Origin of the sequence: Curtobacterium sp. MCBA15_008, from assembly GCF_001865065.1 — a bacterium.
GTDB lineage: Bacteria > Actinomycetota > Actinomycetes > Actinomycetales > Microbacteriaceae > Curtobacterium.
Genome location: NZ_MJGN01000005.1, coordinates 30,069 through 47,967, shown reverse-complemented (window position 1 = coordinate 47,967; position 17,899 = coordinate 30,069). Strand labels below are relative to the sequence as shown.

At 71.9% G+C, this 17,899-nt stretch carries 21 protein-coding genes; 16 read left to right on the top strand and 5 right to left on the bottom strand.

Going from position 1 to position 17,899, the window contains the following annotated elements:
• Window positions 1–19 precede the first annotated feature (19 nt).
• Window positions 20–1,378, bottom strand: coding sequence for an APC family permease (locus BIU96_RS02145; RefSeq protein WP_071290969.1), 1,359 nt, complete (start codon window positions 1,376–1,378; stop codon window positions 20–22).
• A 198-nt stretch (window positions 1,379–1,576) separates the two neighbouring features.
• On the opposite strand from BIU96_RS02145, the gene BIU96_RS02140 reads away from it, so the two are divergent.
• The 3 genes from BIU96_RS02140 to BIU96_RS02130 all read left to right on the top strand — a co-directional run bounded on the left by BIU96_RS02140 (window position 1,577) and on the right by BIU96_RS02130 (window position 5,821).
• Window positions 1,577–2,359, top strand: coding sequence for an HAD family phosphatase (locus BIU96_RS02140; RefSeq protein WP_071290968.1), 783 nt, complete (start codon window positions 1,577–1,579; stop codon window positions 2,357–2,359).
• A 73-nt stretch (window positions 2,360–2,432) separates the two neighbouring features.
• Window positions 2,433–4,943 (top strand): glycoside hydrolase family 65 protein, encoded by a 2,511-nt coding sequence (locus BIU96_RS02135; protein WP_071290967.1) that lies wholly within the window; start codon window positions 2,433–2,435, stop codon window positions 4,941–4,943.
• Between the two features lie 110 nt (window positions 4,944–5,053).
• Window positions 5,054–5,821, top strand: coding sequence for an SDR family NAD(P)-dependent oxidoreductase (locus tag BIU96_RS02130; protein WP_071290966.1), 768 nt, complete (start codon window positions 5,054–5,056; stop codon window positions 5,819–5,821).
• A 30-nt stretch (window positions 5,822–5,851) separates the two neighbouring features.
• Here the strand turns inward: BIU96_RS02130 and BIU96_RS02125 are convergent, their stop codons facing one another.
• Together BIU96_RS02125 and BIU96_RS02120 are read right to left on the bottom strand one after the other, a co-directional pair.
• The gene (locus BIU96_RS02125; protein WP_071290965.1) at window positions 5,852–6,238 is read right to left on the bottom strand and encodes a VOC family protein; all 387 of its coding nucleotides are present in this window, start codon (window positions 6,236–6,238) and stop codon (window positions 5,852–5,854) included.
• On the bottom strand, window positions 6,235–6,750 hold the full coding sequence (locus BIU96_RS02120; RefSeq protein ID WP_071290964.1) for a DUF1697 domain-containing protein: 516 nt from the start codon (window positions 6,748–6,750) through the stop codon (window positions 6,235–6,237). The genes BIU96_RS02125 and BIU96_RS02120 overlap by 4 nt, the downstream gene beginning before the upstream one ends.
• 69 nt (window positions 6,751–6,819) lie before the next feature.
• Here BIU96_RS02120 and BIU96_RS02115 point away from each other — a divergent pair, with 69 nt between their 5' ends.
• The 3 genes from BIU96_RS02115 to BIU96_RS02105 are packed head-to-tail and all read left to right on the top strand — an operon-like array spanning window position 6,820 to window position 8,095.
• Window positions 6,820–7,284 carry a hypothetical protein gene (locus BIU96_RS02115; protein WP_071290963.1) on the top strand — a complete coding sequence of 155 codons (465 nt, stop codon included), beginning with the start codon at window positions 6,820–6,822 and terminating at the stop codon, window positions 7,282–7,284.
• Window positions 7,285–7,320: 36 nt separating this feature from the next.
• Window positions 7,321–7,578 carry a hypothetical protein gene (locus BIU96_RS02110; RefSeq protein WP_254785905.1) on the top strand — a complete coding sequence of 86 codons (258 nt, stop codon included), beginning with the start codon at window positions 7,321–7,323 and terminating at the stop codon, window positions 7,576–7,578.
• Between the two features lie 46 nt (window positions 7,579–7,624).
• Entirely contained in the window at window positions 7,625–8,095 is a 471-nt protein-coding gene (locus BIU96_RS02105; RefSeq protein ID WP_071290961.1) for a hypothetical protein, read from the top strand.
• Between the two features lie 116 nt (window positions 8,096–8,211).
• Here BIU96_RS02105 and BIU96_RS02100 read toward each other — a convergent pair whose 3' ends face one another.
• On the bottom strand, window positions 8,212–9,684 hold the full coding sequence (locus BIU96_RS02100) for an NCS2 family permease (RefSeq protein ID WP_071290960.1): 1,473 nt from the start codon (window positions 9,682–9,684) through the stop codon (window positions 8,212–8,214).
• A gap of 158 nt (window positions 9,685–9,842) precedes the next feature.
• Between BIU96_RS02100 and folE the strand changes: the two genes are divergently transcribed.
• The 5 genes from folE to BIU96_RS02075 all read left to right on the top strand — a co-directional run bounded on the left by folE (window position 9,843) and on the right by BIU96_RS02075 (window position 13,424).
• Window positions 9,843–10,448: a GTP cyclohydrolase I gene (gene folE, locus BIU96_RS02095; protein ID WP_071290959.1), complete on the top strand. Its 606-nt coding sequence runs from the start codon at window positions 9,843–9,845 to the stop codon at window positions 10,446–10,448.
• A complete protein-coding gene (gene folP / locus BIU96_RS02090; protein WP_071290958.1) occupies window positions 10,445–11,377 on the top strand; it encodes a dihydropteroate synthase in 933 nt (310 codons plus the stop codon). Before folE ends, folP begins: the two co-directional genes overlap by 4 nt.
• Window positions 11,374–12,114: a pyrimidine reductase family protein gene (locus tag BIU96_RS02085; RefSeq protein WP_071290957.1), complete on the top strand. Its 741-nt coding sequence runs from the start codon at window positions 11,374–11,376 to the stop codon at window positions 12,112–12,114. The genes folP and BIU96_RS02085 overlap by 4 nt, the downstream gene beginning before the upstream one ends.
• Window positions 12,115–12,124: 10 nt before the next feature.
• Window positions 12,125–12,778 (top strand): HAD-IA family hydrolase, encoded by a 654-nt coding sequence (locus BIU96_RS02080; protein ID WP_071290956.1) that lies wholly within the window; start codon window positions 12,125–12,127, stop codon window positions 12,776–12,778.
• A gap of 103 nt (window positions 12,779–12,881) precedes the next feature.
• Window positions 12,882–13,424, top strand: coding sequence for a type 1 glutamine amidotransferase domain-containing protein (locus tag BIU96_RS02075; protein ID WP_071290955.1), 543 nt, complete (start codon window positions 12,882–12,884; stop codon window positions 13,422–13,424).
• 152 nt (window positions 13,425–13,576) lie between these two features.
• Here BIU96_RS02075 and BIU96_RS02070 read toward each other — a convergent pair whose 3' ends face one another.
• Window positions 13,577–14,152, bottom strand: coding sequence for a molybdenum cofactor biosysynthesis protein (locus BIU96_RS02070; RefSeq protein ID WP_254785904.1), 576 nt, complete (start codon window positions 14,150–14,152; stop codon window positions 13,577–13,579).
• A 122-nt stretch (window positions 14,153–14,274) separates the two neighbouring features.
• Between BIU96_RS02070 and BIU96_RS02065 the strand changes: the two genes are divergently transcribed.
• From BIU96_RS02065 to BIU96_RS02045, 5 genes are all read left to right on the top strand, one after another.
• Window positions 14,275–15,852 carry a DNA-3-methyladenine glycosylase 2 family protein gene (locus BIU96_RS02065; protein ID WP_071290954.1) on the top strand — a complete coding sequence of 526 codons (1,578 nt, stop codon included), beginning with the start codon at window positions 14,275–14,277 and terminating at the stop codon, window positions 15,850–15,852.
• Window positions 15,849–16,361 (top strand): methylated-DNA--[protein]-cysteine S-methyltransferase, encoded by a 513-nt coding sequence (locus BIU96_RS02060; protein WP_071290953.1) that lies wholly within the window; start codon window positions 15,849–15,851, stop codon window positions 16,359–16,361. Before BIU96_RS02065 ends, BIU96_RS02060 begins: the two co-directional genes overlap by 4 nt.
• Window positions 16,362–16,389: 28 nt before the next feature.
• Window positions 16,390–16,650 (top strand): type II toxin-antitoxin system Phd/YefM family antitoxin, encoded by a 261-nt coding sequence (locus BIU96_RS02055; RefSeq protein ID WP_071290952.1) that lies wholly within the window; start codon window positions 16,390–16,392, stop codon window positions 16,648–16,650.
• On the top strand, window positions 16,647–16,907 hold the full coding sequence (locus tag BIU96_RS02050) for a type II toxin-antitoxin system RelE/ParE family toxin (RefSeq protein ID WP_071290951.1): 261 nt from the start codon (window positions 16,647–16,649) through the stop codon (window positions 16,905–16,907). Before BIU96_RS02055 ends, BIU96_RS02050 begins: the two co-directional genes overlap by 4 nt.
• A gap of 149 nt (window positions 16,908–17,056) precedes the next feature.
• On the top strand, window positions 17,057–17,899 hold the full coding sequence (locus BIU96_RS02045) for an alpha/beta fold hydrolase (protein ID WP_071290950.1): 843 nt from the start codon (window positions 17,057–17,059) through the stop codon (window positions 17,897–17,899).

The window sequence follows — 17,899 nt, the reverse complement described above, 5'->3', positions numbered from 1 at the left end:
AGGCGCTGCTCGCGTCCGGTCAGTGGATGACGCCCGCCTCGTGGTCGCGACCCGACCGGCGCCCCGTGAACCGGGCGATGAAGTACAGCACCACGCCCACGGCCAGGAGGACGGCCGCGTAGAGCCAGACCTGCCCGCTCTGCTGCGTGAGCAGCAGGATGCAGGAGGCGACCCCGAGCACCGGCAAGAAGGTCCAGACGCGGAAGTGGTCGTGGTCGACCCGGTCCTTCCGCAGCACGAGGACGGCGACGTTCGTGCTGATGAACACGAACAGCAGCAGGAGCACGACGGTCTCGGCGAGGACCCCGACGTCCCCGACGAGCGTCAGCAGCATCGCGACCACGGTGGTCGCCACGATCGCGGTCCACGGGGTCTTCCGGTTCGGCAGGACCTTCGCGAGCACGGCGGGCAGCAGCCGCTGTTCGGCCATGCCGTACGTGACACGGCTCGCCATGATCATCGTCAGGAGCGCGCCGTTCGCCACCGCGACCAGGGCGATGAGGCTGAACACCCAGTACGGGATCGGCGCCCCGGTCGCCGAGACGACCGCGAGCAGCGGCCCGGACGACTCGGAGAGCTCGGACGAGGGCAGGGCGATCGCGCTCGCCAGGGCGACCAGCACGTACACGACGCCCGCCGTGGCGAGCGCTCCGAAGAGGGCCTTCGGGTAGACGCGGCGGGGCTCGCGGACCTCCTCGGCGATGTTCGCGGAGGTCTCGAACCCGACGAACGAGTAGTACGCCACGATCGCCGCGCTGAGGGTCGCGAGCGCCGGGTTCGCCTCGGCGGGGAACGCGCCGATGCGGGAGACGTCTCCGCCTCCGCCGCCGAGCATCACGGCGACGACGACGATCACGATGACGAGGCCGGACACCTCGATGATCGTCATCACCACGTTGCTCTTGAGCGAGTCGGAGATGCCGCGGGCGTTCAGGCACGCGATGAGCGCGAGGAACACGATCGCCGTGGGCACCGGCGGGAGGTCGACGAACGTGCCGAGGTAGTCGCCGGCGAAGGCGAGCGACAGGCCGGCGGCGCTGGTGACGCCGGCGGCCAGCATGCTGAAGCCGACGAGGAACGAGACGATCGGCGACTTGTAGGCGCGCTCGGCGAACACCGCGGCACCGCCGGCCTTCGGGTACTTCGTGACGAGCTCGGCGTACGACCCCGCCGTGAGCAGCGCCAGCAGCAGCGCGAGCACGAGCGGTGCCCAGAGCGCGCCGCCGACGTCCTTCGACAGGGTGCCCATCAGGGCGTAGATGCCGGCGCCGAGGACGTCGCCGAGGATGAACAGGTACAGGAGCGGGCCGGTGATCGCCTGCTTGAGCTTCGAGCCCTCGGTGCGCTGGCCCTCGGCGGCTGCGGTCTCGCTGGTCATGGTGGTGCCTTCCGTCCCGGCCAGGTTGTCCGAGCCGGCCTCGGAGTCCTCTCAGCAGCTGCGCGGTGACATCCGCCTCCACAGGGAAGCGCTCGGTGAACTCTTTCCACACCCGGGACGGCGCGCCTGAACACTGCTCCTGGAGCGGTCCTAGACTCGTCCGGAAGGAACGACGAACCCATGCCAGAAGGGCTGCACATGACGACGCCGGACCGGCGCACCCCCGCGCGACTCGCAGACCAGCGAGCCCTGCTGTTCGACCTCGACGGGGTGCTCACCCCCACCGCCGACGTCCACATGCGGGCGTGGAGTCGACTGTTCACGCTGTACCTGGCCGCGCACGGCGTCGCGCCGTACACGGAGCAGGACTACTTCGCGTACATCGACGGCAAGCCCCGGTACGACGGGGTCCGCTCCCTGCTCGAGTCGCGCGGCATCGACCTGCCGCAGGGCACCCCGGACGACGGCCCCGACGACGACACCGTCTGCGGGCTCGGCAACCGGAAGAACGCCGAGTTCACCGCCGAGCTGACCGAACACGGCGTGGAGCCCTACCCCGGGTCGCTCCGGTTCCTCGTCGCCGCCATCGACGCCGGGCTCTCCGTCGCGGTGGTCTCCAGCTCCGCGAACGCCACCCAGGTGCTCCGGACGGCCGGCATCCTCGAGCGCTTCCCGGTGATCGTCGACGGTCTCGTCGCGCGCGAGGACGGCCTCGCCGGCAAGCCCGCTCCCGACACCTACCTCGACGCAGCCAGCCGCTTCGGGCTCACCCCGGCCCAGTGCGTCGTGGTCGAGGACGCCACGAGCGGTGTCGAAGCCGGCCGGAACGGCGCGTTCGGGCTCGTCATCGGCGTCGACCGCGGCGCGGGCGCGGACGCGCTGCGCGAGCACGGCGCCGACGTCGTCGTGCGCGACCTCGACGAGCTGGTCGACCAGCTGCCCCCGTCGACGGTCGGGGCGCCGACCACGAGCACGACGTAGGCCGCACGACGGAGGCGATCCGCGCCTCCAGGCTGTCCCGCACCCCACTCTCCCTCCTTCCCCACGGAGCAGCATGAACCCCATCACCTCGGACCCCCTCGACCGCGTCCGGTACCCGGTCGACGAGTGGGCGCTCGTCGAGACCGAGTACTCGCCCGACGAGCAGGGCGTCGCGGAGACGAACTTCGCGGTCGGCAACGGGTACCTGGGCCTGCGCGGCAACCTCGACGAAGGCCGTGGCGGTGTGCAGTACGGCACGTACGTCAACGGCTTCCACGAGACCTGGCCGATCCGTCACGCCGAGGACGCCTTCGGCTTCGCGAAGACCGGGCAGACGATCATCAACGCGCCCGACGCGAAGGTGATCCGGCTGTACGTCGACGACGAACCGCTCGTCCTGGCCGAGGCGGACATCCTGCGGCACACCCGACGGCTCGACTTCCGGGGCGGCTACCTCTTCCGCGAGACCGAGTGGTCGACCCCCTCCGGCAAGCGCGTGCTCATCCGTGCCCGCCGACTGGTGTCCTTCACCGACCGGCACCTGGCGGTCATCGACTACGAGGTGACCGTACTCGACGCGGACGCCTCGATCCTGCTGTCCAGCCAGATCCTCAACCGACAGGACGTGCAGGACGAGTACCACGCCGGCATGCGGGCGGCGGCGAACGCCTTCGACCCGCGCAAGGCCGAGGCCTTCACGGAGCGGGTGCTCGAGCCGAAGCTGAAGCGCAGCACGAGCGGGCGCTCCCTGCTCGGCTACCAGGCGGCGAGCTCCGGCATGACGATCTGCGTCGGGGTCGAGCACCACCTCGAGACCGAGAACAGCTGGGACGAGTCCTCGTCGATCGAGGACGACCTCGCGAAGCACGTGTACCGGGTGCAGGCGCGGGCCGGGCAGCCCATCCGGCTGGTCAAGCACGTGGTGTACCACACGTCCCGTGGCGTGCCGGCGCGCGAGCTCGCCGACCGCTGCGACCGGACGCTCGACCGCGCGCACGCCGAGAGCGTCGACGAGACCTTCGCGAAGCAGCGCCTGTGGATGGACGACTACTGGGCCCGCTCCGACGTCGAGATCGCCGGGCAGCCGGAGATCCAGCAGGCCGTCCGCTGGAACCTCTTCATGCTCGCGCAGGCCACGGCCCGCACCGACGGGCACGGCATCGCCGCGAAGGGCGTCACCGGCTCCGGGTACGGCGGGCACTACTTCTGGGACATGGAGATCTACGTCCTGCCGTTCCTGTCGTACACGGCGCCGATCGTCGCGCGGAACGCCCTGCGGTTCCGCTACAACATGCTCGACGCCGCCCGGGCCCGAGCGCGTGAGCTCAACCAGCACGGCGCCCTGTTCCCGTGGCGGACGATCAACGGCGAGGAGTCCAGCGCGTACTACGCAGCCGGCACCGCGCAGTACCACATCGACGCCGACATCGCCCATGCGCTGATGCAGTACGTCCGGGCCTCGGACGACCGCGAGTTCCTGAAGCGCGGTGCGATCGACATCCTCGTCGAGACCGCCCGGCTGTGGGAGGACCTCGGGTTCTGGCGCTCCAACGGTGACAAGAAGTTCCACATCGACGGCGTCACCGGCCCGGACGAGTACACGACCGTCGTCGACGACAACCTCTACACGAACGTGATGGCCCGGGCGAACCTGTGGTTCGCGGTGAACGCCTGCCGTGAGCTCGCGGCCGACGACCCGGAGGAGTACGACCGCATGGTGCGGCGGACCGGGCTGCAGGCGCAGGAAATCCACGACTGGGAGCACGCTGCCGAGTCGATGGAGATCCCGTTCGACCCGCACCGCGGCATCCACCCCCAGGACGCCCAGTTCCTCGACAAGGAACTCTGGGACCTCGAGAACACCCCGGAGAGCAAGCGGCCGCTGCTGCTGCACTACCACCCGCTCGTGATCTACCGGTTCCAGGTGCTCAAGCAGGCCGACGTCGTGCTCGCGCTGTTCCTGCAGGGGCACGAGTTCACCGCCGCCGAGAAGCGCCGTGACTTCGACTACTACGACGCCCTGACCACGGGCGACTCCACGCTGTCGGCGGTCGTGCAGTCGATCATGGCGGCCGAGGTCGGCTACCACGACCTCGCGCTGCAGTACTTCCAGACCGCGCTGTACGTCGACCTCGCCGACCTGCACGGCAACACCACCGACGGCGTGCACATCGCGTCGACCGGCGGCATCTGGGGCGGGCTCGTCAACGGGTTCGGCGGCATGCGGGACCACGGCGGTCGGATGACCTTCAACCCGCGTCTGCCGAAGGGCTGGGAACGCCTGACCTACCGCCTGACGGTGCGTGGGTCGCGGATCCGCGTCGACCTCGAGGAAGAGCGGATGACCTTCACGGTCGAGACCGGTTCCGGCTTCACGGCGTGGGTGCACAACCAGCAGTGGGACGTCACGGCCGGTGCGCCGACCGTCGTGCCGCTGCCCCACCACGGACCACGGATGACCGGTCGCGCCCCGACGACGAGCGACATCCAGGGCACGCTCCGTGCCGACGGCTCGGTGGTCACCGCCTCCATCCCGACGATCTCCCTCGACCGCGACCTGGAGGCCGACGAGACGACCGCCTGACCGCGCGTCCAGCGGCGGGCGGGCACGATGGTGGGCCGTGCCTGTCGGCCGATGGCGTCCTGGACCGATGGTGTTCCTCGGGCACGTTCCGTGCAACGAGAGGAGACACCATGGGCAACCGGTTCGAGGGCAAGGTCGCGATCGTCACAGGAGCCGGGTCCGGCATCGGCGAGGCCACCGCGCGGGCGTTCATCGCCGAGGGCGCCTCGGTCGTGCTGACCGACAGCGTCGAGGAGAAGGTGCGGGCGGTGGGGGACTCGCTGCCGACCGACCGCACGGTGGCGCTCCGCGCCGACGTCGCGAGCCCGCGCGACTGGGAGACCGTCGTCTCGGCGGCGGTCGACCGCTTCGACCGGGTCGACGTGCTCGTGAACAACGCCGGCACGTTCAGCTCGGGTGACATCACCGACATCAGCACCGACGAGTGGCGTCGCGTGATCGAGACTGACCTGTCCGGGGTCTTCTACGGCACCCGGGCCGCGCTGCCCTTCCTCCGTGAGACGAAGGGCTCCATCGTCAACACCTCGTCGGTGTCCGGTGAGGACGCGGACTGGCGCATGAGCCCGTACAACGCGGCGAAGGGCGGGGTCACCAACTTCACGAAGGCGGCGGCGCTCGACAACGGGCAGTTCGGCGTCCGGGTGAACGCGGTCGCACCGGGGCTCATCTGGACCGACCTCACGCAGGACCAGGCGGAGGACGAGGAGCTGCAGGCGAAGTTCGCCGAGCGGATCGCCCTCGGCCGGGGTGGCCGTTCCGAGGAGGTCGCGGCCGCGGTCCTGTTCCTGGCGAGTGACGCAGCGTCGTTCATCACGGGGGCGATCCTGCCCGTCGACGGCGGCACCACCGCGAGCAACGGGCAGCCGCCGCAGTCCTGATCCTCGGCACCGCGGGGGAGCGGGCGGCGGTCAGTCGGCGACGAGCTCGACCTTGAACCGCTCCGCGTCCTCGAGGAAGGCGGCGTGGTGGTCGGGCCCACCGGCGTTCGGGTGGCGGTCCTCGTACAGGCGACGCCAGCCGTGCTCGGGCGCGCCAGCCCACAGGCGCGCGACGTCGGCCCGGTCGCCGGCGTGGAACGCCAGGTGGCTGAGCCCCGGGCGACGTCGGTCGTTCGTGCCGTCCATCGGCGCGACCTCGAGCACGACGTAGGTGCCGCCGAGCCGCCAGCTCCGGCCGTCGTCCCACCGCTGGAAGGGCACGTAGCCGAGCTCCCCGAGGAGCCAACCCCACGACTGCCCGGCAGCGTCGAGGTCGGCCGTTCGGAGCTCGACGTGGTGGAGGGCGCCGCGGGTCACAGGAGCTTCCGGAGGGTGTTCGCGTTCCGGGTCGTCGTCGTCCGCTTGAACCGTGCGGCGCCGGCCCGCTTCGCGAACACGGTGTCCGTGCTGGAGCCCTTCGGGCACGACCAGTAGACGACCCCGGTGCCGCGGGCGACTCGTTCGACCGAGTCGTCGACCACCAGGTCGTCGAGGAGGTCGTTGAGCGCCTGGTCGTCGGAGCCGAAGAGGACGTAGTCGTGGCGGTCCTCGGCGGAGGCGAACGGGAAGTCGGCGAGGATCGCGGCGAGGGCGTCGTGCGGGACGAGCACGATCCACGCGTCGTAGCCGAACCGGTCGCGGAGCGCCGACTCGATCGTCGATTTGAGCTCGGGCAGCGCGCCGTCCGCCGTGAACACGACGTTGCCCGAGGCGAGCACCGTCCGGACGTCGGCGTACCCGGCGTCGCGGAAGAGCGCCGCCAGCTCCGCGCTCCGGATCGTGATCCCGTTGACGTTGACTCCGCGCAGCAGCGCGACCCACCTGGCCATGCCGGAACCGTACCGCGCCCGGCCGACTACCCTCTTGTGTTCAGAACACGTTCTGAATAGCCTGGCTCCATGTCGCTCCTCGCTCCCGCCCGATCCCGTCGGTCGGTCCAGTCGTCCGACCTCTCGCGCCATGCGAAGGACGTCTTCGCCGCGGCAGAGGAAGAGCCGCTCGAGGTCACGCGCCGCGACGGCAAGCCGCTGGTCTTGACGACGAAGGAGCGTTCGGACGACGACGAGGCCGTGCTGGAGATCGCCGCACAGCTCATCGCGGCCGTCACCGTGAACGAGCAGCTCCCGCTGCACGACCGGCTCGCAATCCCCTACCCGTGGCTCAAGCTCCTGAGCAGAGAGGACCAACAGCGGTTCGCGAAGGAGATCGTCGACGTTGCCCGAGGCTCGTTCTCGCTCAGGCAGCCGCGGCGTCTGCTCCTCGAGATGCAGGCGTGGCGCAACTCGGCCGAGGCGATCGCTGCTGGATGGGACCGGACCGAGCCGGACATGCTCGACGACCAGATCCGCGTCGAGAAGCCCTGACCGGTGGCCGTGCGGCGCGCGGACGTGACGCGGCCGGTGCGCACGACCGAGTACACCATCGTGTTCGGGACGCGGTCGGCTGAACAGGGCTGGCGCGACCTCGTCGCGACACAGCGGAACGCGGTCGTCGCGCTCCGCGGCGAGCTCGGGACGGCCACGCACTCCGGCCGCGAATGGGTCCGGCGGCAGTACGAGCTGAAGCGCGGCGCCCGGGTCTGGTTCACGGTCGCCGAGGAGACCCGCACCGTGCACCTCCTCGCCGTGCACACGCATCACCCGAACGCGACGAAGTGACCCGCACCTCGGAGCAACTGCAGCCCGCATCCGGTAGACGGGACCCATGACGAACGACGACGCCCAGGGCCACGACGAGCAGGGACCGGACGACCAGCACCAGGTGCCCGAGGGAGTGTCCGAGGCCACCGTCGAGGCCCTCGGCACGCTGTCCGCCGCCGTCGAGGTCATCGAGCACGCCCGCGGTCTGCTCTACGGGTTCCACCGGCTCACCGGCACGGCCGACCTCAACCTCGGCGAAGCCGTCGAGCAGCTGCGGAAGGCGGGTCACACCGAGCTCGCGGACCGGATCGACACCGAGCTCGTCGGGCGCAACGTGATCGCCGGGCGGTGGACGTTCCAGGTCGTCGAGGACTACGACGACGGGTACTACGCGCTGGCGAAGGAGCTCGAGCGGACCGCGCGCGACGAACTCGTGCAGGGTCGTCGGCACCTCTTCGAGGCGGGCATGAAGGAGGACCGGCGCACGCAGGGGCACCGCCACCACGAGGCTCTGCCCGCCGACCTGCCGAGCTGACCTGCGCCGTCCCGCTCCGCCCGTCCCGCTCCCCCCGCAAAACGCAACGTCGGCGACTGTCCGCAGCGGAGTACCGCTGCGAGCAACCGCCGACGTTGCGTTTTGCGAAGGGGGGCTCAGCCGACGCCGAGCAGCGCCTCCAGCGGTCCGCGCGCGAAGTACAGCAGGAAGCCCGCGGCGACGACGTAGAGCAGCCACGACACCTGGCGCCCGCGGCCGGACAGCAGCTTGATGAGCACCCAGCTGATGAAGCCCGCGCCGATGCCGTTCGCGATCGAGTAGGTCAGCGGCATGATCACGATCGTCAGGAAGGCCGGCAGGGCAGCACCGAAGTCGGTCCAGTCGATGTCCTTCACCTGCGCGACCATGAGCGCACCGACGACGACGAGGCCGGCGGCGGCGACCTCGAGCGGGACGACCTGCGTCAGCGGGGTGAGGAACATCGACGCCAGGAACAGCAGGCCGGTGACGACCGAGGCCATGCCGGTCCGGGCTCCTTCGCCGATCCCGGCGGCCGAGTCGATGAAGACGGTGTTCGACGACACCGAGGCGCCACCACCGGCGATCGCGCCGGCGCCCTCGACGACGAGCGCCGACTTCAGCCGCGGGAAGGTGCCGTCGGGGTGTGCGACCCCGGCGGCCTTCGCCAGCCCGGTCATCGTGCCCATCGCGTCGAAGAAGTTCGTGAAGACGAGCGTGAAGACGAGCATCGACGCGGCGATCGGCCCGATGCGGGTGAAGGCGCCGAAGACGTCGGCGTGCCCGACGAGCGACAGGTCGGGGACGGCGAACAGCGCACTCGGCAGACCGGGGGCGTTGAGGTTCCAGCCGGTGGGGGAGTCGACCGAGGTGGGCACCTTGAAGATCGCCTGCAGGATGATCGCGATGACAGTGGTCGCGACGATGCCGATGAGCAGGGCGCCCTTGACCTTGCGGGCCATGAGCGTGCCGATGATGACGAGCCCGATGAGGAACACGATCGTCGGCAGCGCGGCCACGGAGCCGTCCTCGCCGAGCTGCAGCGGCGGCGACGCGTTCTTCGTGGTGCGGACGAACCCGGAGTCGACGAGGCCGATGAACGCGATGAACAGGCCGATCCCGACCGTGATCGCGGCCTTGAGCTGCGCGGGAACCGCGGTGAAGATCATCGTCCGGATGCCGGTGAGCGCGAGGATCACGATGACCACACCGTTGATGACGACGAGCCCCATCGCCTCGGCCCACGTGACCTGGTGGACGACGCTCACGGCGAGGAACGAGTTGATTCCAAGCCCCGCGGCGATGCCGAACGGCAGGTTCGCGATGAGCCCCATCGCGATCGTCATGAGGCCGGCGACGAGCCCGGTCGCGGCGGCGACCTGCGCGTTCTGCAGCCATCCGCCGAGGACGTCCTGCGGCGCCTGGTCCTGGCTGAAGCCGCCGAGGATGAGCGGGTTGAGGATGACGATGTACGCCATGGTCACGAAGGAGACGAGACCGCCGCGGACCTCGCGGGGGATCGTCGATCCGCGGTGTGTGATCGAGAAGAAGCGATCGAGGCCGGTCGCGAAGCGGTTCCGGGGCGTGGTGTCGGTCTGCGGGGCGCTCACCGACGAAGTTTAGAGGACGCTGGGATCCGGGCGGGTCACAGCATCTCCACGGTTCGGCGGCCGGGAGGCGCGGCTCGTCTCCCCGGGGGACGTGCCGCTGGGCAGGCGCTCGCGTTCTCCGGCCACGGCTGGTGTTGGATGAGCAGGTGACGTCACGCATGGACCGCGCCCGCGTCGAGGCCGCCGTGCGCGAACTCCTCCTGGGCATCGGCGAGGACCCGGACCGACCCGAACTGGTGCGCACCCCCTCCCGGGTCGCCGACGCGTACGCCGAGTTCTTCGCCGGCATCGGCACGGACGCCGTCGCGATCGCCCGCGGCGGAACCGTGCACGCCGAGGACGGCGACCGCGGGCAGCTCGTCATCGTGCGGGACGTCCGGTTCCGTTCGGTCTGCGAGCACCACCTCCTGCCGTTCACCGGGGTCGCGCACATGGCGTACGCCCCGGGCGACCGGCTCATCGGCCTCGGCACGCTCTCGCGGGTGCTCGACGCGGTGGCGTCCCGACCGCAGCTGCAGGAGCGACTCGGTGAACAGGTGGCGGCGACGATCGCCGAGGGCCTCGGGGCCGTCGGGGTCCTCGTGGTGCTCGACGCGCAGCACCAGTGCGTCACGACGCGGGGCGAGCGCCAGTCGGCGTCGACGACCGTGACCGTCGCGGCGACGGGCACCCTGGCGGACGCCGCCGGTCGCGCCGAAGCGATCGCCCTGATCGGCGCCGGGGCCGGGTCCGGCAGTGGAGCCGACCACGAGGCGGGCGCATGACGACGGACGGAGCGGTCCCGCGCCTCCAGGCTCCGGCCCCCGGCTGGGTGGTACCGGACCTGCGCGACCCGGTCCGCACCATCGGGCGGCGGACGTTCGACTTCGACCGCCGCGTCGCCGTGATGGCCATCGTGAACCGCACGCCGGACTCGTTCCACGACCGCGGCGCCACCTTCGCCCTGGACCGTGCCGTCGAGGCAGCGGTCCGCGCCGCCGAGCAGGGCGCCGACTGGGTGGACATCGGCGGGGTGAAGTTCGCTCCCGGCCCGGAGCTGCCCGCCGCCGACGAGGTCGACCGTGTCGTCCCGGTGGTCCGGCAGCTCGCCCAGCAGTCGGACGTCACGATCAGTGTCGACACCTTCCGCCCCGAGGTCGCAGCGGCCGCGATCGAGGCCGGCGCGAGCGTCGTGAACGACACCACGGGTCTGTCCGACCCCCGGATGGCGGCGGTCGTCGCGGAGTCCGACGCGACCATCGTCATCACGCACTCGCTCGCCGAACCACGTCGCCCCCTGGCGACCCCGCCGCGGTACGCCGACGTCGCCGGCGAGGTCGTGGCATTCCTGCGGGAACGGGTCGACCGGGCGCTCGCCGCCGGGATCCCGGACGCGCGGATCATCGTCGACCCCGGGCACGACCTGCACAAGGACACCGTGCAGACCCTCGAACTGACGCGGCGACTGCCCGAGGTCGTGGCGCTCGGGTACCCGGTGCTCGCGGCGGTCTCGAACAAGGACTTCGTGGGGGAGTCGCTCGGCCGGCCGCGGGGCGAACGGCTGGCCGGCTCGCTCGCGGTGGCCACGGTGAGCGCGATGCTCGGTGCCCGGATCGTGCGCATGCACGACGTCGCCGAGAGCGTCGACGCGATGCGGATGGTGGAGGCGACGCTCGGGTGGCGCGCCCCGGTGGAAGCGAGGCACAACACGTGAACGTCCTGCCCCCTGCGGTCGCGGAGCTCTCCGACGACGACCTGCTCGCGCTGTACGCGGCGGACGTCCCGTCGGGTGCGTGGCTCCGCGTCAACTTCGTCACCACGCTGGACGGTTCGGCGTCGGCCGCCGGCACCACGGGCTCGCTCGGCGGCCCCGACGACCTGCGCGTGTTCGACCTGCTGCGCCGGGTGGCCGACGTGGTGCTCGTCGCGGCCGGCACCGTGCGCGACGAGGGCTACGGGCCGATGGTGCTGCACGACGCCGACGTGGCGTGGCGTCGCGCCCACGGGAAGCCCGACCACCCGGTGTTCGCGCTCGTCTCCGGGTCGCTGTCACTCGACCCGGCGTCGCGGGTGTTCACCGAGGCGCCGGTGCGTCCGATCGTGCTGACCTCCGCCACGGCGGCGGCCTCCGCGCGGGGCGCGGCGCTGGCCGCAGTCTCGGACGTCGTGCCCTGTGGCGACGACACGGTCGACCCGGCGCTGCTCCGCGACGCACTCGTCTCGCGGGGGCTCACGACGATCCACTGCGAGGGCGGCCCGTCGTTCTTCGGCGCCCTGGTGGCGGCGGACCTGGTCGACGAGCTCACCCTGACCGTCGACCCGACGCTCGAGGGCGGTGCCGGACCGCGCATCACCCGCGGCTCCTCGCCCGAGCTGCGGCGGATGCGGCCCGCGCACGTGCTGCGCGGCGCGGGCGACGTGCTCCTGACCCGGTACATCCGCGCACGCTAGGGTCGCCTGCGTGATCGACATCGTGGCGTCCGGGGTCCTCTTCGACATGGACGGGACGCTCGTCGACTCGATCGCGGTGGTCGAGGCCACCTGGACGCGCTTCGGGCAGCGGCACGGCATCGATCCGGACGAGATCCTCGCGTTCTCGCACGGGCGTCAGGCGATCAGCACCGTGCAGCGGTTCCTGCCCGACCTCGACCTCGACGAGCAGCTGCGCGTCGCCCAGTCCCTGGTGGACGAGGAGAGCGCCAGCACCGAGGGAATTTTCGAGATCCCGGGTGCCGCCGCCTTCGTCGAACGGCTCCTCGGCGCTGGCGTCCCGGTCGCCCTCGTCACCAGTGCCCCGCGGGACCTGGCCGTGGGCCGGATGGCGGCCGCAGGGCTCTCGATGCCGACGGCGTTCGTGCCCTCCGAGGACGTCGAGCACGGCAAGCCGCACCCGGACGGGTACCTGCGCGGAGCCGCGCTGCTCGGGGTCGACGCCGCCGACTGCGTCGCGTTCGAGGACGCGCCCGCCGGGCTCGAGGCGGCCATCGCCTCCGGGGCCACCACGGTCGTGGTCGGTCCGCTCGAGGCCGAGTCCACTGCGGGCCTCTACCGGGTCACCTCGTACGACGGCATCGCGGTCGAGCCCGAGGGAACGGCGTTCCGCATCCGCGGCTGAGCAGCGCGCTGTCCAGGACCCGCGGGCCCCTCCACGCGTGCTCAGCCCGTCCGGAGAACCCTGGTCGTGCGGCCGGAACGACCGGGCCGCGGAAGGAGCGACCATGGCAGCCCTCGACGGCAAGAACGTCCTCGTCATCGCGACGAACTACGGCGTGGAGCAGGACGAGATCGTCGTCCCGGTCGAGCAGCTCCGCGAACGCGGGGCCTCGGTGACGGTGGCGGCGCAGCAGACCGACGCGATCCAGACCCTCGTCGGTGACAAGGACCCGGGGAAGACCCTCGATCCCGACACGACGATCGCCGGTGTGAACGTGACCGGCTTCGACGCGCTCGTGGTGCCCGGCGGCACGATCAACGCCGACAACCTCCGCACCGACCAGCAGGCGGTGTCGCTCGTGCAGGCCTTCGCCCAGGCCGGCAAGCCCGTCGCGGCGATCTGCCACGGCCCCTGGACCCTCGTCGAGGCCGGGGTCCTGCCGGGGAAGACGATCACGTCCTACCCGTCGCTGCAGACCGACGTGCGGAACGCCGGCGCCGAGTGGGTCGACCAGGAGGTCCAGGTCGACGGCGGCGTCATCACCTCCCGCACACCGGACGACCTGCCGGCGTTCGTCGACGCGATCGAGCGGGCCCTGACGGCCTGACGCCCGGCGCGGCCCCGCCCCGGCCCCGCCGGCGCCGCAGGCCCGCAAAACGCAACTCCGGCGGTTCCTCGCAGCGGTATCTCGCTGCGAGGAACCGCCGCCGTTGCGTTTTGCGGAACGACGAGTCAGACGAGTCAGACGAGTCAGACGAGTCAGCCGAGTGCGACGGGGCGAGCCGTGCGGAGCACCGCGGGGCCGAGGGCGAGCACGCCGTCGGACTCCGGGTCGCACCGCACGCCGCCCCGCCCGCGCATCGCCCGGAAGGCCCCCGGCGCGACCTCGTGGTCCATCCACGCGCACGGGTTCGCCGCCCGGTACCCGCCGAACCGGACGGGACCGCCCGCACCGGGGCTCTCCAGTGAGAACGGCTCGCCGCGCAACGCCTCGACGTCGGCCCCGCGCAGGAACACGTTCCGCCGGGTGGCCGCCGGGTCCACCGTCACGCCGAGCGCCTCACCCACGGCTTCGAGCGACTCGAGCGCGATCACGGTGACCGAGGCGTGCACGTGAGCCCGTGAGCCGAAGTACCGGTCGCCGACGATCCCGAGCCCGGCCCGCAGTTCGACCCGGTCCCGCAGCTCGTCGGGGTCCGACGGCCGCACGGGCAGCGCACCGTCCGCCGGTCGGCCCTCGTAGCGGTGCCGCCGGGACACCAGGAGCAGCGCGATCTCGACGTCCGTCCGGAAGGGCAGGTCGCCGGGGCCGGCCACGTCGTCCACGGGGGTCACGCAGGCCACGCTAGCCGTGCCTCCAGGCCGTCGCCCGAGCCGCACCGGCGGCCGACGCGCGCCGCACTGCCCTGTCCGATTCCCGCCAGTGGTGCGTCGGTGGCGCGTGCCAGGCTGTGCCCATGAGCACCCTGGACACCGCAGCGGAGCACGACGCGCTGCACGCCGAACGGCACCGCGCCGTCGCCTCCCGCGACGCCCGCTTCGACGGCCAGTTCGTCACCGCGGTGCACTCCACCGGCATCTACTGCCGGCCGAGCTGCCCGGCCCGCACGCCGAAGGTCACGGGTGTCACCTTCTACCGGACGAGCGCCGCGGCGCACCTCGCCGGCTTCCGCGCCTGCAAGCGGTGCCTGCCCGAGGCGACGCCCGGCAGCCCGGAGTGGGACCTGCGCGAGGACGTCGCCGGCCGCGCCATGCGGCTCGTCCTCGACGGCGTCGTCGAACGGGACGGCGTCCCCGGACTCGCGGCACGCGTCGGGTACTCGGAACGGCAGCTGAACCGCATCCTCACCGCGGAGCTCGGCGCCGGACCGAAGGCGCTCAGCCGGGCGCACCGCGCGCAGACCGCGCGGACCCTGCTGACCTCGTCGGACCTGCCCATCGCGGACGTCGCGTTCGCCGCCGGGTTCGCGAGCGTGCGCCAGTTCAACGACACCGTGCGCGAGGTCTTCGCCGTCACCCCGTCCGAGCTCCGCTCCCGACGCACGCTGCAGCCGGTCGCCGACGGCGCCCTGCACGTGCACCTGCCGGCGCGCGCGCCGTTCGACGTGCAGGGACTGCTCGACTGGCACGCGCTGCACGCCTTGCCCGGGCTGGAGCAGGTGGACCTCGACGCGACGGGGCGGGTCACGTCGTACGGGCGGCTGCTCGACCTGCCTGGAGGCGCGGCCCACGTCAGCGCGTCGGCCGCCGTCCCCGACGCGGCCGGCCGGGGCGTAGGGATCGACCTGCGCGTCCGGGTCTCGGACCTGACCGACCTGCCGACGCTCGTCGCGCGGATGCGGGCCTTCTTCGACCTCGACGCCGACCCGGTCGCCGTCGACGCGGTGCTCGGTGCGGTCCCCGCCTTGTCCGGCGTCGTCGCGCGGGTGCCCGGTATCCGGCTCCCCGGCGCCGTGGACCCGCACGAGATCGTGTTCCGCACGCTGATCGGCCAGCAGGTGTCGGTCGCGGCGGCCCGCACCGCGCAGAGCCGGCTCGTCGCCGCCCTCGGCGCACCGGTGTCGGCAGCGCTGGTCGACGGCGGGCGGCTGTTCCCGGACGCGGCGACGATCGCCGAGCGCGGCCGCGAGGTCCTGCGTGGACCGGCGGCCCGGGTCGACACGATCATCCGCGTCGCCACGGCGCTCGCCGACGGCTCGCTCGTCGTCGACGGCGGGCAGTCGCTCGACGACCTCCGCGCCGGGCTCCTCGCAGTGAAGGGCATCGGACCCTGGACCGCCGACTACGTGGCGCTCCGGGTACGACACCACCCGGACGTGTTCCTCCACAGCGACCTCGCCGTCCGCAACGGTGCACAGGAACTCGGTCTGCCCGGAACGGCGCGCGAGCTCTCCCTATGGTCTGAGCAGGTGGCGCCGTGGCGGAGCTACCTGACCATGCACTGCTGGCGGCCGATCATCGATCGCGCCGTCGCGGCGGGTGCCACCGCACGCGCCGCCAGTGCCCCAGCTGCCCTCCGGAAGGAAGAACGATGACCGACGCGACCATCCAGACCCTGGACACCCCAGACGGACCCTTCACCGTGCTCGAGGACGCCGAAGGTCGTGTCCTCGCCTCCGGGTGGACGAACGACGTCGAGCGCATCCTCGGGCGCATCGCGGACAAGCACCGCCCGGATCGCATCACCGAGGGACGGGTGACCTCGGCCGACGCCGTCGACGCCTTCTACGCGGGCGAGGTCGAGCACGCGATGCAGGTGCCCGTCCGGCAGTTCGGCACGGACCTGTTCACCGAGGGGTGGCGGCAGCTGCGGCTGATCCCGGCGGGCGGGGTGCTCACGTACACCGAGTTCGCCGCCGCGATGGGCCGACCGGACGCCGTCCGTGCCGCCGCGAGCGTGTGCGCCCGGAACGCCCCGGCCCTGTTCGTGCCGTGTCACCGGGTGCTCCGGACCGACGGCACGCTCGGGGGCTTCGCCTGGGGGTTCGACGTCAAGCGGTCGCTCCTGGAGCGGGAGTCGGTCGGCACCACGGCACTCGTCTGAGTTGTACAAAACGCTCTAGAATGTACAGGTGAGCGAAGTGTCGATCTCGGAAGCACGAAGCCGACTGGCGTCGATCATCGACGACGCCCGTCACGAGCCGGTCTGGCTCACGCGGCGGAACAAGCGGGTCGCGGCCGTGGTGGACGCGGACGTCCTCGAACGCTTGCTCGAGGCTGCGGAGGACCTCGACGACCTGAAGGCCGTCGAGGAAGCACGGATCGAGAGTGAACGCATCGGCGGCGAGAACGTCAAGTGGGAGGACCTCAAGCGCGAACTCGGGATGGAATGAGCTACGAGATCGAGTTCGAGCCCAGCGCTGGCCGGGCGATCCGGAAGCTCCCGCCGAACGCCAGACGGCTGGTGGAGGGCGTGCTGGCGATCCTCGCCGAAGAGCCACGTCCGCCCGCGGCGCGCAGGCTCGTCAACAGCCCCGAGTGGCGTGTGCGCGTCGGTGACTACCGGGTGATCTACCTGATCGACGACGGCCGACTCGTGGTGGTCGTCGTGCGCGCCGGACACCGACGAGAGGTCTACCGGGACCGCTGACCGACGACCCGCCGGTCTCCCCCTGGTTGCGGGTGTCGACGCGGGTCCCCCCGGCTGTCATGCTCAGGAGACCGACCCGCCAGGACCGTTCCCGATGGACCCGACGCAGCCTGCGATGCCGCGCGGTCGCACCGACTCCGAGGGAACCCATGGACCAGCACGTCGACCGCACGGTCGTCTCCGCGGACGGGACGGTGCTCGCCGTCTCGGACGGGGGGACCGGTCCTGCGCTCGTCGTCGTCGGCGGGGCCTTCGACCACCACGGCACCCCGTACGTGGAGCGGCTGACCGCCGAGCTCCGCGACCGTTACCGCGTCATCACGTACGACCGCCGCGGCCGGGGTGCGAGCGGCGACGCCGGGCAGTGGACGATCGACCGTGAGGTCGAGGACCTCGCCGCGGTCGTGGCCGACGTGGACGGGCCGGTCACCGCACTCGGCATGTGCGTCGGTGCGGGGGTCGTGCTGCACGGCCTCGCCGGCGGCGTGCCGATCGACGCCGCCGTCCTCCACGAACCGCCCTACCGTGCCACGGTCGACCCGCACGCCGACGACGTCGCGTTCGCCGACGCCCTCGACGAGCACGTCGCCGCCGGCCGCCGGGCGCAGGCCGTCCGGGCCTTCCTCGCGCAGGTGCTCGGCGTCCCGATGGGGCAGATCACCGCGCTCCGGCTCAAGGGAGCACTCTGGCGCTCCCTGGTCACCGACGCGCACGTGCTCAGCCGCGACGTCCGGGTGCTCAACCAGCTGGCGGTGCCCGACCGGGTGGCCGCGGCGGTCGGGGTCCCCGTGCTCGTCACCGCGGGCACCGAGAGCGTGGAGTGGATGCGTCGGGCCGGCCGCGCCGTGGTCGAGGCCGTGCCGGGTTCGGAGTACGCCGAACTGCCGGGCCAGGGGCACGTCCCCGAGCCTGAGGCGATCGGCATCCTGCTCGACCGCTTCACGGCACGAGCAGCCGCACGAGCCGTCGCACGGGGGTCTGCGCGGGGCTGA